The organism is Bacillus sp. AFS055030 (genome assembly GCF_002574545.1).
Classification (GTDB): Bacteria; Bacillota; Bacilli; order Bacillales; family Bacillaceae_G; genus Gottfriedia.
This window is the reverse complement of sequence record NZ_NUGT01000050.1, coordinates 1-15,769: the sequence shown is the minus strand read 5'-3', so window position 1 is coordinate 15,769 and position 15,769 is coordinate 1. Positions and strand designations below refer to the sequence as shown.

13 protein-coding genes, 1 tRNA gene, 1 other RNA gene and 1 other annotated feature are annotated in these 15,769 nt (G+C 34.7%); of the genes, 7 read left to right on the top strand and 8 right to left on the bottom strand.

The features are described from left to right. Nucleotides 1-66 precede the first annotated feature (66 nt). Both ffs and tadA read right to left on the bottom strand, forming a co-directional pair. Nucleotides 67-331, bottom strand: an RNA gene (ffs, locus tag CN925_RS15695) — signal recognition particle sRNA large type. Between the two features lie 84 nt (nucleotides 332-415). Beyond that, on the bottom strand, nucleotides 416-889 hold the full coding sequence (gene tadA, locus CN925_RS15690; RefSeq protein WP_098847282.1) for a tRNA adenosine(34) deaminase TadA: 474 nt from the start codon (nucleotides 887-889) through the stop codon (nucleotides 416-418). Between the two features lie 82 nt (nucleotides 890-971). On the opposite strand from tadA, the gene CN925_RS15685 reads away from it, so the two are divergent. The 3 genes from CN925_RS15685 (at nucleotide 972) to CN925_RS15675 (ending at nucleotide 2,984) form a co-directional block, all read left to right on the top strand. Next, nucleotides 972-1,565, top strand: coding sequence for a cysteine hydrolase family protein (locus CN925_RS15685; protein WP_098847279.1), 594 nt, complete (start codon nucleotides 972-974; stop codon nucleotides 1,563-1,565). A gap of 106 nt (nucleotides 1,566-1,671) precedes the next feature. Continuing rightward, the gene (locus CN925_RS15680; protein ID WP_098847276.1) at nucleotides 1,672-2,313 is read left to right on the top strand and encodes a deoxynucleoside kinase; all 642 of its coding nucleotides are present in this window, start codon (nucleotides 1,672-1,674) and stop codon (nucleotides 2,311-2,313) included. Next, nucleotides 2,310-2,984: a deoxynucleoside kinase gene (locus CN925_RS15675; RefSeq protein WP_098847273.1), complete on the top strand. Its 675-nt coding sequence runs from the start codon at nucleotides 2,310-2,312 to the stop codon at nucleotides 2,982-2,984. The genes CN925_RS15680 and CN925_RS15675 overlap by 4 nt, the downstream gene beginning before the upstream one ends. Before the next feature lie 142 nt (nucleotides 2,985-3,126). Here the strand turns inward: CN925_RS15675 and CN925_RS15670 are convergent. Then, a tRNA-Ser gene (locus CN925_RS15670) sits at nucleotides 3,127-3,219 on the bottom strand. 229 nt (nucleotides 3,220-3,448) lie between these two features. On the opposite strand from CN925_RS15670, the gene CN925_RS15665 reads away from it, so the two are divergent. From CN925_RS15665 to cstA, 3 genes are all read left to right on the top strand, one after another. Continuing rightward, the gene (locus CN925_RS15665) at nucleotides 3,449-5,200 is read left to right on the top strand and encodes a sensor histidine kinase (protein ID WP_098847270.1); all 1,752 of its coding nucleotides are present in this window, start codon (nucleotides 3,449-3,451) and stop codon (nucleotides 5,198-5,200) included. A 3-nt stretch (nucleotides 5,201-5,203) separates the two neighbouring features. Next, complete coding sequence (locus CN925_RS15660; RefSeq protein WP_098847268.1) at nucleotides 5,204-5,938, top strand: LytR/AlgR family response regulator transcription factor; 735 nt, start codon at nucleotides 5,204-5,206, stop codon at nucleotides 5,936-5,938. A gap of 133 nt (nucleotides 5,939-6,071) precedes the next feature. Further along, nucleotides 6,072-7,865, top strand: a complete 1,794-nt coding sequence (cstA, locus tag CN925_RS15655; RefSeq protein ID WP_098847265.1) for a carbon starvation protein CstA — start codon at nucleotides 6,072-6,074, stop codon at nucleotides 7,863-7,865. Between the two features lie 637 nt (nucleotides 7,866-8,502). On the opposite strand, the gene serS is transcribed toward cstA, so the two are convergent. The 5 genes from serS to guaB form a co-directional block, all read right to left on the bottom strand. Continuing rightward, nucleotides 8,503-9,777: a serine--tRNA ligase gene (serS, locus tag CN925_RS15650; RefSeq protein WP_098847262.1), complete on the bottom strand. Its 1,275-nt coding sequence runs from the start codon at nucleotides 9,775-9,777 to the stop codon at nucleotides 8,503-8,505. Between the two features lie 66 nt (nucleotides 9,778-9,843). Then, nucleotides 9,844-10,069 (bottom strand) — a binding site (T-box leader). 50 nt (nucleotides 10,070-10,119) lie between these two features. After that, nucleotides 10,120-10,707: a pyridoxal 5'-phosphate synthase glutaminase subunit PdxT gene (gene pdxT / locus CN925_RS15645; protein ID WP_098847259.1), complete on the bottom strand. Its 588-nt coding sequence runs from the start codon at nucleotides 10,705-10,707 to the stop codon at nucleotides 10,120-10,122. 12 nt (nucleotides 10,708-10,719) lie between these two features. Next, nucleotides 10,720-11,604, bottom strand: a complete 885-nt coding sequence (gene pdxS / locus CN925_RS15640) for a pyridoxal 5'-phosphate synthase lyase subunit PdxS (RefSeq protein WP_056471238.1) — start codon at nucleotides 11,602-11,604, stop codon at nucleotides 10,720-10,722. A gap of 132 nt (nucleotides 11,605-11,736) precedes the next feature. Beyond that, nucleotides 11,737-13,065, bottom strand: coding sequence for a serine hydrolase (locus CN925_RS15635; protein ID WP_483295209.1), 1,329 nt, complete (start codon nucleotides 13,063-13,065; stop codon nucleotides 11,737-11,739). A gap of 112 nt (nucleotides 13,066-13,177) precedes the next feature. Then, nucleotides 13,178-14,641, bottom strand: a complete 1,464-nt coding sequence (guaB, locus tag CN925_RS15630) for an IMP dehydrogenase (RefSeq protein ID WP_098847257.1) — start codon at nucleotides 14,639-14,641, stop codon at nucleotides 13,178-13,180. Between the two features lie 115 nt (nucleotides 14,642-14,756). Between guaB and CN925_RS15625 the strand changes: the two genes are divergently transcribed. Then, nucleotides 14,757-15,716, top strand: a complete 960-nt coding sequence (locus CN925_RS15625) for a YaaC family protein (protein WP_098847254.1) — start codon at nucleotides 14,757-14,759, stop codon at nucleotides 15,714-15,716. The last annotated feature ends 53 nt before the right edge of the window (nucleotides 15,717-15,769 follow it).

Sequence of the window (15,769 nt, the reverse complement as noted above, 5' to 3'; positions counted from 1 at the left end):
TAGGGTTTTCGTTTCCACAAACAAAAAAACTCACTCAAAATTGAGTGAGTTTTTATAAAGTTACTGCCGTGCACCACTCGTTGATGCACTACCCCAGGCGTTACTTAAACAGTTAGCTCGGCCCAGGCACCCCTACGGCACACGAGATGGCTCACTTATTGCTGCTTCCTTCCGGACCTGACAAGGTTCGTGAGTTCTCGTTGCGTAGGACCCAGACGTCAACACCACTTATTTAAGGCAGACCCTGAAATAGATACACCTCGGAGTGGAATTCAGTCTCGCTAGAGCGGATTGCGAGTACAGGGCACCGCTACCTCCCCACCTAGCACGGCAAAGTTAAAACCTAATTTTAAACCGCTGATTGAAGCGGTAGTTAAAGTATATACGAACCTAATTAAAAAATCAATGCTTGTCCTCATGAAGGTAAATTTTTCTTTCTTGATCGCAATTCTCTAAAGAAATTCGTTAATAAGCTACCACATTCTTCCTCTAATATACCCGAACTCACTTCACAGCGATGGTTAAATCGATCTTCTTGCAAAAGATTATATATCGACCCTCCACAACCTGCCTTTGGATCTTTTGCACCGTAAACGACCCTTGGAATTCTGGATTGAATGATAGCACCAGCACACATCGGACAAGGTTCTAGCGTAACATATAGAGTTGTCTCCTCTAATCGCCAAGAATCAATGACCTTGCACGCCTCTTCTATTGTACTCATTTCCGCGTGACCTAAAGCTGTTTGTTTTGTTTCACGTAAATTATACCCTCTTGCAATGACTTGATCATTATAAACTAATACAGCACCAATAGGCACTTCCCCTATTCGCTCTGCTTTTAATGCTTCCTCTATTGCCAACTTCATATAAAACTCATCTTTATTCAAACTTTACACCTCTTTATTTATTTCACAAACAAATATTCTTTTTACGAGTAGATAAACTAAAAATAGATTGGAGTGAGGCCGATTGAATTCTTCAAATCAAAAAGACAAGCAGTTACCTGCATTATTAATTGTTGATTTAATTAACTCATTTACATTTAAACACGGAAGTGTTCTTGCGGAAAAATCAATCCATATGGTTCCGAAAATAAATTATATAAGAGACATTTTCAAAAACAAAAAACTTCCTACTATATATGTTAATGATCATTATAAAATCGAAAAACCGACTCAAAAAAAACTTATTAAGCATTGTTTAAACCCTTTGAGCTACGACTTAATAAAAAATATCCAACCAAGTGAGGAAGATTATTTTATCTTTAAGCCCAACTACTCAGGTTTTTATTTAACAAATTTAGACGAATTACTTAAAAAGTTAAACATCACCCATTTGGTTATTGTAGGTGTCGCAGGAAACCGTTGTGTACTTTTTACAGCAAATGATGCATTTATGCGGGATTATAACTTAATTATACCTCAAGATGCAATTTCCTCAGTTACTGATTATGATGAGAAGGTTGCAATTTATATGATGAAAGACATTTTAAACGCAACGATTATTCAAACTCATGAAATAGAAGAAGTGATTGATCACTTAGTAAGCAACAATGATCAGTAATTGGAAAAATTTTAAAATGGTATTCCGTCTGGCTACAGTATGTTAAAATAGTTTCTGTATGTTTTTTGAGTATGAAACGGAATTTAACTAGTAAGGAGGACAAGAGATGATACGTGTACCTTTTATTACAGTAGAAGGACCAATTGGTGTCGGAAAAACATCTCTATCCAAAGCGATCTCTAAACACTTTCATTATGAACTTTTAAAAGAAATTGTAGATGAAAATCCTTTTTTGGGTAAGTTTTATACGGACATTGAAGAGTGGAGTTTCCAAACAGAAATGTTTTTCCTTTGTAATCGATTTAAACAATTAGAAGATATCGACCGAATGTTTCTTAAAAAATCGATTCCAGTGGTTGCAGACTACCACATCCTTAAAAATTTAATTTTTGCTAGCAGCACATTAAAAGACAAGCAGCATGATAAATATTTAAAAATATATCAAATATTAACTGAAGATATGCCAAAGCCTAATGTGGTCATTTACTTAACGGCAAGCCTCGAGACTCTTCAAAAGCGTATTCACCTTCGTGGTAGAGAGTTCGAACAATTAATTGAGGACCAGTACTTACTTCAGTTAATTGAAGATTACGAGACACACATGAGAGAATTTCAAGCTAAACACCCTGAGATTCCAGTACTAAAATTTGACGGTGATCAAATTGACTTCGTTAATAACCCGAGAGATTTAACGATGATCCTTGAATCGTTAGAAAACACCTTACAAAAGGAGCTAAGAAGTATATGAATTTACGTGAAAAATACGGAATACGAAATGATGCAGTTATTACAATTGCTGGGACAGTAGGTGTAGGTAAATCTACTATGACCAATGCGCTTGCAGATGCATTAAACTTTCGTACATCTTTTGAAAAAGTAGATACAAACCCATACTTAGATAAATTTTATCAAGATTTTGCCCGCTGGAGCTTCCATTTACAAATATACTTCTTAGCAGAGCGATTTAAAGAGCAAAAAAGAATGTTTGAATACGGCGGTGGGTTTATCCAAGACCGTTCAATTTATGAGGATACTGGCATCTTTGCGAAGATGCATTATGAAAAAGGAACGATGAGTGAAGTAGACTACGAAACATATACTAGCCTTTTTGATGCTATGGTAATGTCGCCTTATTTCCCAGCTCCTGATTTATTAATTTACTTAGAAGGAACATTTGATGAAGTCGTTGAGAGAATTAAAGAGCGTGGACGTCCAATGGAGCAACAAACTCCGATAGAGTATTGGAAAGAAATGAATACACGTTACGAAAACTGGATCAATAACTTTAACGCTTGTCCTGTACTGCGTTTAAGTATTAGCGAGTATGATTTAATTAAAGATGAAACATCTGTAGAAGAAATCATTAAGAAGATTGGAAACGTACTAAATCATTCACAAAAATATATGAAATCTAGATAATATATAAAAGCTGCAAACTGTTTCATGTAAAGTTTGCAGCTTTTTCTTTGTCGTTTAACTATGTGAGGTCAAAAAAAACAAAAAACTCGTTACAATAATGTAACGAGTTTCCAATATATATGCACTCTTTTAATTTTAAAAATGGAGGAGTAAGAGGGATTCGAACCCCCGCGGGCTGTTACACCCCTGTCGGTTTTCAAGACCGATCCCTTCAGCCAGACTTGGGTATTACTCCGTATTGACAAGATTTATAATACCATATGAAAAATATAGGGTCAAGCATTCTTTCAAAAAAAATTTATTTTTTTTTGAAAGAAAAACCAACCTTTTTACAATAGGTATTATTATCACCTTACTATTAATTTATACACCTTTAACATAAGTAGAAAAAATATACAGAAAATTCATTTGAATTTATAATGGTACTACAATTTAATAACATTTGAATGTTTAAGGAGAAAGAAATGTTTGAATTAATACCGCTGATGCTGGAACGAGTCGGAATTCTCGTTATACTAGCCTTTTTACTTTCAAGAATGAAGTCGTTTAGACAAATTATTCAAAATGAACACTCGGTTGGTGCAAAAATAATCTTAATCGTTATATTTGGCGCATTTGGTGTCATTAGTAATTATACCGGCGTTCATATTTATCATGAGTCAATTATGTCACAGTCATGGCATTTTAATGTAGCAAGTGATAATGCAATTGCAAATACAAGAATTATGGGAGTAGCTATTGGGGGTCTAATCGGCGGTCCGATCGTTGGCTTAGGAGTCGGATTAATAGCAGGTTTACATCGGTTAACATTGGGCGGGTTTACTGCTTTTGCGTGTGCTATTTCTACAATCATTGCGGGAATTGTTACGGGACTACTTAGGAAAAAATTTGGAATACAAAAAAGCAAATCCCTATGGGGTGTAGTTTCAATCGGAATTATTATGGAATGCGTTCAAATGGGAATCCTCCTTTTACTCGCAAAACCATTCTCGGCTGCTCTTCATCTAGTTGAAGTGATTGCTCTTCCAATGATACTTATAAATGGTCTTGGTACGCTTATATTTATATTAATCATCCAAAATATTTTGCAGGAAGAAGAAAAAACACGAGCGCTTCAAACAAACAAGGCCCTGTATATCGCTGAGCAAACTTTACCATTTTTTAGACAGGGACTAACCCCTCACTCTTGTAATGAAACGGCAAAAATTATTTATAAATTAACTAAGGCAGATGCAATTTCGATTACTGATCACAATAGAGTACTAGCTCACGTCGGTGCAGGTTCAGATCACCATGAACCAATGAATAACTTAGCGACAAAACTAACAAAGAAAGCATTAAAAGACGGAAACATTATTATTGCTACTTCAAAAAATGAAATTCAATGCTTCCATATGGATTGTCCTTTAAGTGCGGCTATTGTATTGCCATTAAAAGCCTTAAATAAAACGGTTGGTTCTTTAAAGCTATATTACACCGATCCTAACAAGTTAGGAAAAGTTGAGAAAGAGCTAGCTGACGGATTATCTAAACTTTTTTCTACCCAATTGGAGTTAGCAGAGGCTGAACTACAGCGAAAATTAATGAAAGATGCTGAAATAAAAGCATTACAAGCACAAATGCATCCCCACTTCCTGTTCAACTCTTTAAATACAATTTCAAGTTTAATTAGAACAGATGCTGATCAGGCTAGGAAATTACTAATCCATTTAAGTACTTTTTTTCGGAATAACTTACAAGGGGCGAGGCAGACTTTAGTTACTTTAGAAAAGGAATTAGAACATGTAGAAGCTTATTTAACCATTGAACAAACAAGATTTCCTTCTAAATTCCATGTTGAATTCCAAATCGAACCTCATTTAAAAAAGGTTCAAATTCCCCCTTTCACACTTCAACCACTTATTGAGAATTCGATTCGACATGCATTTTCAAAGGAAAAAAAATTAAAGGTAACTGTACAAGCATACGAATTCAATAATGATTTGATTCTCATAACCGAAGATAATGGCAAGGGGATTTCGCCAGAACTACTAAATACAATTGGGAATGAAACAATACAGTCTAAAGAGGGAACTGGAACAGCGTTATGGAATATAAAAAAACGAATTGAAGAAATTTACGGGGAAAAAGAATATTTTCAAATAAAATCCAACCTGAACACTGGAACGAAAGTATCGATAAGAATCCCGTTAACGCAAGAAGGAATGGAGGGATAAATAATGTTAAAGGCACTAATTGTAGATGATGAACCATTAGCAAGAGACGAATTGGCTTATTTACTAAAAAGAAGCAAGGAGATAGATATAGTTGGAGAAGCGGACTCAATTAGAAGTACATTAGAATTTATTCAAATAGAAGAAGTCGACGTTGTATTTTTAGATATCCAGTTAGCGGATGAAAGTGGATTAGAATTAGCTCAAAAAATGCAAGATCTCTCCCATCAACCAGCAATTGTCTTTGCAACAGCTTTTGACGAGTACGCTTTAAATGCATTCGATTTACACGCAATTGATTATATTTTAAAACCATTTGATGAAATAAGAATTCAAAAGACTATTAAAAAATTAACAAAGCTAAGTAAGAAATCCATTAAAACCGAGGTAAAAAAGACCCCACCACTTTTAAAACAAGATAAATTGGCTATATCGGTTGATGATCGAATTCTTTTAATAACATTTGAAGAAATCATCTACATTTTTTCACAAGAAGGTAAAACAATCGTCGTTACTGACAAGATGACTTATCGAATAAATGAGCCTTTAATCAATTTAGAACGAAAGCTACAAAATACACCATTCACCCGTGTCCATCGGAGCTATATTGTCAATTTGGATCAAATCATAGAAATTCAGCCTTGGTTTAATTCAACATATAACTTAATTATGAATGATGGTGAAAAAGTACCTGTTAGCCGAACATATACAAAGGAGCTTAAACAACTCTTTGATTTATAAACTTGCATTTCATGATTCCATTCATGCTTCTCAGCCTACTTTTATTGCATCTCATATTGAAAATCCAAACTTTTAATTTTCATAAAGTAAAATGAGTGTAAATAAAAGAAACAAAGGAGGCTTATTAAATAAAATGAATGCGGTTACAATTGTTATTGCTTCTATGTGTATTTTGATGATTGCATATCGTCTATACGGTACATTTATGGCAGTGAAGGTACTTAAGTTAAATGATTCTATCCCTACTCCAGCTCATGAGTTAAATGATGGTAAGGACTATGTTCCTACTAACAAGTGGGTATCATTTGGTCATCATTTTGCTGCAATCGCAGCAGCTGGTCCCTTGGTAGGTCCAATTTTGGCTGCTCAGTTTGGCTACCTCCCAGGTCTGTTATGGCTTTTAATTGGTGCTGTAATCGGCGGAGCAGTACATGATGCAGTCGTTTTATATGCTTCAATGAGAAAGAAAGGTAAGTCGCTATCAGAAGTAGCAAAGGAAGAGCTTGGACCAGTTGCAGGCTTTTGTACGGGACTAGCCATGCTTTTTATTATTACAATTACAATGGCTGGACTTTCCATGGTTGTTCTACATGCACTTGAAAATAATCCATGGGGAACATTTGCAGTTGGAATTACAATACCAATTGCCATGGGTGTGGGATTACTATATAAAAAGACTGGCAATTTAAAAATAGCTTCAACAATTGGATTTATTCTACTAATGGTTGGGGTCTTTATGGGACCTACTATTCAAGAAACTGCTTTAGGTGATTTTTTAACATTTGATACGCGCACATTAGCAATCATATTACCGATTTATGCGTTTTTTGCTGCAGCTTTGCCAGTCTGGCTTTTACTGGCACCCCGCGATTATTTAAGTAGTTTTATGAAAATAGGTGTATTTATTGCACTCATCATTGGAGTATTTATTATTAACCCATCCATACAGTTTCCTACTGTAACCAAATTTGTTAACGGCGGAGGCCCCATCTTAGCTGGTCCAGTCTGGCCTTTTATTTCTATTACAATAGCATGTGGGGCAATCTCAGGTTTTCATGCATTTGTGGGCTCAGGTACAACTCCAAAAATGCTTGATCGATGGAGTGATATAAAAGTTGTAGGTTTTGGAGCTATGTTAGTTGAATGTTTAGTAGGAATTATGGCTTTAATCGCTGCTACTGCACTCCAGCCAGCAGACTACTTTGCAATTAACTCAACCCCGGAAGTTTTTAAAACGTTAGGAATGAATGTAGTCCACTTACCGGAACTTAGTAAAGAAATTGGATTAAGTTTAGAAGGGCGTACTGGTGGAGCTGTAACACTGGCGGTTGGCATGACATACATATTTACATCCATCCCTTGGTTTAGTCACCTAGCATCGTATTTCTTCCAGTTTGTCGTTATGTTCGAAGCCGTATTTATTTTAACGGCAATTGATGCTGGTACTCGAGTAGCACGATATTTAATTCAAGATTTCTTTGGTGAATATTATAAACCGTTGAAGAAAACAGATTGGTTGCCAGGATCAATTTTTGCTAGTGCGTTAGCGTGCTTTATGTGGGGATACCTCTTATTTTCAGGGGATATTGGATCAATCTGGGCATTATTTGGAGTATCTAATCAATTAATGGCTTCTATTGGATTAATCATTGGGGCAACTGTACTATTAAAGATAGCTGATAAACGTTGGTATATGCTTACTTGTTTGATTCCTCTTGCCTATCTATTTATCACTGTAAATTATGCAGGATACTGGATGATCAAAAATGTTTATCTAAACCATGATGTAGCCGGTTATAGTATGCTAAATGGTATCTTATCTATCATTATGTTAGTCTTAGGTTTCGTAATTTTAATATCAGCTATTAAAAAATGGATGGAATTATGGAACACACCTAATTATAAAATGAATGTTAAAACTATCTAAATAAAAAGCAGATGGAACAAGCGTTATTTCTAAATACCATCTGCTTTTTTTAGTTATTTAATTACATTTTTTCCCCACTAACACTTCCTATAATTATAGAAATATAATAAAATTCATTGACTTGAAAGGATCTGCTTATGTAGATAACCACTTAATTATTAATACTCTCTATTTTGGCATATTAATAGCTATATTGTTTTTTTCAACCTAATTACAAATACTCATTTAGCAAAAAACAATCAAAAATTTTAACTTTAATTTTAATCACCTTTGCTCAAATAGCTATATTTCTGATAATTTCATTTATCTATAAATCTATTTGGTGTATTATCTACCTTTATTAAAAAGAAGATTGGCCTTATATTTAATGGCTAGTCCTTTTTTAACTGTTTTCCGATAGATTTCTCCTTATAAGAAATCGTATTATCCCATTTTTGGACAAAGAAAACTTGAAGACCTAAACCAATTCACTTTATGGAATTTGTAGAACAATTGAAGAATTAAATAGTAAAAAAAATGGGGCAGGAAATACAAAAAGTATTTTCCCTGCCCCATAAACAATGTTTCACGTTTATAGAAATTCACTGTATAACTGTTAAATACATGATATATCAGCGTTTTTTAATCACGTTATATTTTATTTAATTACTTCTTTTCCACCCATATACGGACGAAGAACTTCAGGAATAATAACTGATCCATCCGCTTGTTGGTAGTTTTCTAAAATAGCAGAAACCGTACGTCCAATTGCAAGACCAGATCCGTTTAATGTATGAACAAATTCTGGTTTTGCTTTTGGATCACGTCTGAAGCGTATATTCGCTCTTCTTGCTTGGAACGCTTCAAAGTTACTACAAGAAGAAATTTCTTTGTATGCATCATAGCTTGGTAACCAAACTTCAATGTCATACGTTTTTGCAGAAGAAAATCCAATATCTCCAGCACATAATGTAATGACACGGTATGGTAATCCTAATAATTGAAGAACTTTTTCAGCTTGAGCCGTTAATTTTTCTAACTCAATATAAGAATCTTCAGGTTTTACGAAGCGCACTAGTTCAACTTTATTAAATTGATGTTGGCGAATTAATCCTCGTGTATCGCGACCAGCAGAACCTGCCTCAGAACGGAAACATGCACTATATGCAGTATATGCAATCGGTAATTGAGCAGCATCGAGAATTTCGTCTCGGTGATAATTTGTTACAGGTACTTCTGCTGTAGGAACTAAGAAAAAGTCTTCTTTCTCGACACGAAATGCGTCTTCTTCAAATTTTGGTAGTTGTCCTGTACCGATCATGCTAGCACGATTTACAAGGTTTGGAGGTAGTACTTCAGTGTATCCATGCTCCTCTGTATGAAGATCTAACATAAAGCTGATTAAAGCACGTTCAAGTCTAGCTCCTAAGCCTTTATAAAAAGTAAATCGGCTACCAGTAACTTTTGCTCCACGTTCAAAGTCTAAAATATCTAAATCAACACCTAAATCCCAATGTGGCTTTGGTTCAAAATCAAATGTACGAACTTCACCTATTCTACGAATTTCAACATTATCATCCTCTGTTAATCCAACTGGTACTGAATCACTAACTAAATTCGGGATTGTAAATAAAATTGCATCTAATTGCTCTTCTAACGTTCTAATCTCTTCATCTAGATTTTTAATTTTATCGCCAACTTCTCTCATCTCAACAATTAGTGCCTCAGCATCTTTTTTCTCACGCTTTAATACACTAATTTCTTGGCTCACTTCATTACGTCGGCTTTTTAAACCTTCAACTTGAACAAGTAATTCTCTACGATTTAAATCTAAGTCTTCAAATTTTTCGATATAACTTATGTCGCCACCACGTAACTGAAGTTTTGCTTTAACATCTTCAAAATTGCTACGTAATAATTTAATGTCTAACATTTTTAATTCCTCCTATTCTTTTTTTCTAAAGCGATAAAAATAAATACAAAAAAGCCCTCATCCCATAAAAGGGACGAGAGCTACCCGCGTTGCCACCCTAATTGAAGAATTAATAAATAATCCTTCCACCTTAGTATAGTTAACGGACTATAGTACCGTGGTTACTTACTAGCTATAAAGCATTCCGTAACCCACTCAAGAATGGATTCACAAGTCTTCATTATCGGTTTGCACCAACCACCGACTCTCTATAAATTCAGAACTTGCTACTATTTTCTTTCATCGCTTTAGACAATTTAAATTATATAATAATTTACTATAAGCTTTTACTTTTTTCAATAGTTACATACTTAAATTTGCATTTTTTTCCTTAACCATTTCTACAAAGTAACTCATAAAACGGTAATCATTCGTTAATTCTGGATGGAAAGATGCTGCTAACATGTGATTTTGTCTAACCGCTACAATATTCCCTTCATGTTCTGCAATAACCTCTGCATCACCTGATACTGAACGAATAAATGGTGCTCTGATAAATACAGCTGGGTAGTCTTCACATACTCCTTTAATCGGTATGTTTACTTCAAAGCTATCCACTTGTCTGCCATAAGCATTACGTTCAGCTACCATATCCATAACTCCTAGATGCACCGTGTCATCATTTGCAATCTCTTTTGAAAGTAAGATCATGCCTGCGCATGTACCGAATGCTGGTAAACCACTTTCGATTTTCTCTTTTAATGGTTCTAATAACCCGACATGGTCAAGCAACTTACGCATTGCTGTGCTCTCTCCACCAGGTAATACAATACCATCAAGTCCATCTAAATGTTCTACACGTTTTACGATAACAGCTTCAGCACCACATGCTTTAATTGCATTTATATGTTCTTGAACTGCACCTTGTAATGCTAATACACCTATTTTCATAAATTCACCAACTTAAATGCTACGATCTTGCATACGATCTGCTGCAGCAAGTTGTCTCATATCGATCCCTTTCATAGCAGGACCTAAGTTTTTAGAAAGGTTAGCGATTAATTCGTAATCTTGGTAGTGAGTAGTAGCTTGTACAATCGCACGAGCAAATTTCTCAGGGTTTTCTGACTTGAAGATACCAGATCCTACGAATACTCCGTCAGCGCCTAATTCCATCATTAAAGCCGCGTCTGCAGGTGTTGCTACTCCGCCAGCTGCAAAGTTAACAACTGGTAAACGACCAAGCTCTTTAATTTGAAGTAATAATTCGAATGGAGCGCCAAGGTTTTTAGCTTCAACCATTAATTCATCACGAGATAAACCAACTACTTTGCGGATTTCTCCGTTAATTTGGCGTAAGTGACGTACTGCTTCTACAATGTTTCCAGTACCTGGTTCACCTTTTGTACGTAGCATAGATGCGCCTTCACCAATACGACGAAGTGCTTCACCTAAGTTACGGCAACCACAAACGAATGGAACAGTGTAATCTGATTTATTAATATGGAAGATATCATCTGCTGGAGATAATACTTCACTCTCATCGATGTAATCTACTCCCATTGCTTCTAAAACACGCGCTTCAACGATATGTCCAATACGAGCTTTAGCCATTACTGGAATACTAACAGCGTTAAGAATTTCCTCAGTAATGCTTGTATCAGCCATACGAGCTACTCCACCAGCTGCACGAATGTCAGATGGTACCTTTTCTAATGCCATTACTGCTACTGCACCAGCAGCTTCTGCAATTTTAGCTTGCTCAGCATTTACTACGTCCATAATTACGCCGCCTTTTTGCATTTCTGCCATGCCGCGTTTTACACGTTCTGTTCCAGTTAAATTCATTGTTATGCCCCTCCATTATTAAAGCTTACTTGGTAACATTTTAGTATTTCTCTTCCCCTAGTTAAGTTACCCTACCTTTATTTTACTGAAAAAATGACAACTTAACAATTACTGATATATTTATATAGAAATTTATTTGAATAAACCACCAATTCCACTTATGATGCTATCCCATAAATTCCCAAAAAATGACCCAATTCCTCTAAACGATAAAACTAACCAGTTTGCTTTATCAACGCTTTTATCAACTACTAAATCATACGATTGATTATTAGTATTGATAAAACCTAAATCTTCATTCTTTGAAGATTTAACCACTATTTGTCCAACCTTTGTTCCTTTTTTAATTGGAGCAATAATATCGCCATTCTTATCAATTGATTTACCTGATAATTGGACTGTTGGTTTATAATTTTTAGCTTCACCGCGTTTTACGGCTAGTGTAACGTCGTCTTTTGCTATTACTTTTACTTCTTTATCTTTACCTTTAACTACTTTTACAGTTTTACTTCCTTTTACTGCCTCACCTTTTTTTAGCAATGTAACTTTCTCAAAGTTACTAAATCCGTAATCCATTAATTTAGCCGTTTCACTAAATCTAGAGTTATAAGAATTTGCTCCCATTACAACAGTAATATAACGTTGATCATCTCTTTTAGCAGTACCAGTAAAACAGAAGCCAGCTGAATCAGTTGAACCTGTTTTTAATCCATCCATACCTGGGTATTGAAATACTAAACCTGGTAACATCCAGTTCCAGTTATCCATATTTACAGGATATTTTCCACCTTTTTGGAATATTTTCTTTGGAATTGAAGAAGTTTGAAGTACTTCGGGATATGTTTTGATTAGGTTATATGCTAATTTTGCAACACCGTTTGCTGACATAATATTTTCATCAGAAAGAGCGGTTCCTTCTGGTTGCATACCTTGTAAGTCTTTATTAACTAAACCAGTAGCATTAACAAATTTAACGTCTCCTAAGCCTAGTTTCTTTGCTTTATCGTTCATTAATTGAACAAAATTTTTCTCAGATCCACCAATTTTTTCTGCTAGTGCTATTGTCGCACCATTTGCCGAATAAATTGCAGCTGCTTCGTATAATTCTTTGACTGTATATTGCCCACCTAATTCAAGTGGTACATTAGATAATCCAGTGTTTTGAGAGATTTTATGAGCATAATCTGAAACCGTTACCTTCTCGTCCCAAGAAATTTTCCCATTCTTTACCGCCTCATTAACTAGATACTCTGTCATCATTTTAGACATACTAGCTATCGGTAATGGAGCTTTTGAATTTTTTTCATATAATATTTTCCCTGAATTTGCATCAACTAAGATTGCAGCTTTAGCTTGAATGCCTAAAACATCCTCTGCAGCAGCCGGTCGTAAATTCATTGGGATGATTATCGTTATCGCTAATGCTATTATTATTAACTTTGTTAGTATTTTCTTTCCAATCACTTTTTTACCTCCAACCTTTTATCTCACTTGTTCATTTTAACACAATTATTTCCCAAAAAATAGGCAACTACAATTTCTTGTAATTGCCCTAGGTACATTGCTTAAATTATTATAGTGAGTAATTTGGTGCTTCTTTTGTTATATGAACGTCATGTGGATGACTTTCACGTAATCCTGCACCAGACATACGTATAAACTGTGCATTATCTCTTAATTCATTTAGTGTTGCAGTACCACAGTAACCCATACCAGCTCTAATTCCTCCAATTAATTGGTGAACTGTATCAGCTAATGGGCCTTTATATGGAACACGTCCTTCAATACCTTCAGGAACTAGTTTTTTATTGCCTTCTTGGAAATAACGATCTTTACTTCCTCTTTCCATTGCACCAACAGAACCCATACCGCGATATACTTTAAATTGTCTACCTTGGAAGATTTCTGTTTCACCAGGGCTTTCTTGCACACCAGCAAACATGCTACCTAACATAACTACATGTCCACCAGCTGCAAGAGCTTTAACGATATCTCCAGAGTACTTAATACCACCATCTGCAATAATAGGAACTCCGTACTCTCTAGCAACAGTAGCACAATCATAAACCGCAGTTAGTTGAGGAACACCAACTCCAGCAACAACTCGAGTAGTACAAATTGAACCTGGTCCAATACCAACTTTAACGATATCTGCTCCAGCTTCAATAAGTTCTTTAGTTGCTTCGCCTGTTGCAACATTACCAGCGATTATTGCTAATTCTGGGAATCGACTTCTAATTTCTTTTACTTTTTCAATAACACCTTTAGAGTGACCGTGAGCTGTATCAATAACAATTACATCGACATTAGCTTTCACTAAAAACTCTACACGTTGTAGTGCATCTTTTGTTACTCCTACAGCTGCACCTACAAGTAATCGTCCTTGTTGATCTTTTGCTGAGTTTGGAAACTCAATTACTTTTTCAATATCCTTAATTGTAATTAAGCCTTTTAAAGTACCGTCTTCATTAACTAGGGGTAACTTCTCGATTTTATGTTTTTGAAGGATTTTTTCTGCTTCTGCCAGTGTAGTTCCAACAGGAGCAGTTACTAGATTTTCTTTTGTCATAACATCTGAAATAACAATTGAATAATCTTGAATAAAACGTAAATCACGATTTGTTAAAATACCAACTAATTTTCTATTCTCTGTATCATCTACAATCGGTACACCTGAAATACGATATTTACCCATTAAATATTCTGCATCTGCTACTTTATGAGATGGTGTTAAGAAGAATGGATCATCGATTACACCACTTTCAGAACGCTTTACTTTATCTACTTGTTCAGCTTGCTCTTCGATTGACATATTCTTGTGAATGATACCTAATCCACCTTGTCTAGCCATTGCAATAGCCATATCTGCTTCTGTAACTGTATCCATTCCTGCGCTGATTAATGGAATATTTAATTGAATTTTTTCAGTTAATCTCACACTTACATCAACTTGATTTGGAAGTACTTCAGATTTCGCTGGAACTAGTAATACATCATCAAAAGTAAGTCCTTCTTTTACGAATTTTGATTCCCACATAAAAAAGCCCCCCTATACACGTATAAATATTATTAGTAGATTAACAATAGGATATAACACTGTCAAGGAAGTCAAATTATGTTTAAATATTCAGTTAATAAGGAGTTCCTCTCTTATGTTATACTCGTATAGTAATGTATGGGATGAGTTATGTTATTTTAGCTCTGCACAATATTCAAAAACCTATCTTCAAGCAAAATACGAACAAAATAATCCCAAGGAACAAAAAACTAAGGCTTTCCGTAATGCTTATCCGTTTTTATATTATATTGAGCATGGAAAAAGTTATTTTCACGCAGCACAAAATTCTCAAATTAATGTAAAACCTACTTTACTCTTCTATGGGCTTGTACAGCTATTAAAGGCTTGCGTCCTAACCGTAGATCCTGATTATCCAAGTAACACTGCTATCCTGGCTCACGGTGTTACCTCAAGGAAAATAAAAAAAGTAGGATATTCTTTTGTTGAAGACGAAGTTAAAATTCAAAAAAATGGATTATTTACCCATGCCTCTAAATTATTATTTAACATAAATAATTTAGAAAATGAAAAATTTACAATGCTTCAACTTTTACAATCAATACCTGAATTAAACAAAATCCTTAAAATTACTAAAAAAGGAAATTTGTTTCTTCCAACTACTGTCGATCAGGATGTCATTACTCTACCCGAAAAAATTTTGTCATCCTACCATTTTACTTCAGAACGTTTTATTTCATTTCTTCAATCAAAGCAAGCTTCTATAGATATTGTAATCGTTGAACATAATCAAAAACAAATTAAAATTAAATCAAATTTTCCTGATAAAATTTTAAGTAAACCACCATTTTATTTTAATATATTAAATCAAAGTTATTTTCTAAAATCACAAAAGGAAGCGCTTTTATTGTTACCTGAAATTCTATACCATTATCTACTTTTATATAACTTGAGCATGATTTGTCGCTATGAAACTGACTGGTGGTGTGAACTTATACAGACCTATTCTACAGATGATTATCCTTTGATAAACCAATTTTTAACAATAACAGAACAAAAAATCCCTTATTTAATTCATCATTTTTTAACTACATAATAAAACAAAAAAACATCAGCTATTTGGCTGATGTTTTTTGTTACCAGGCGACG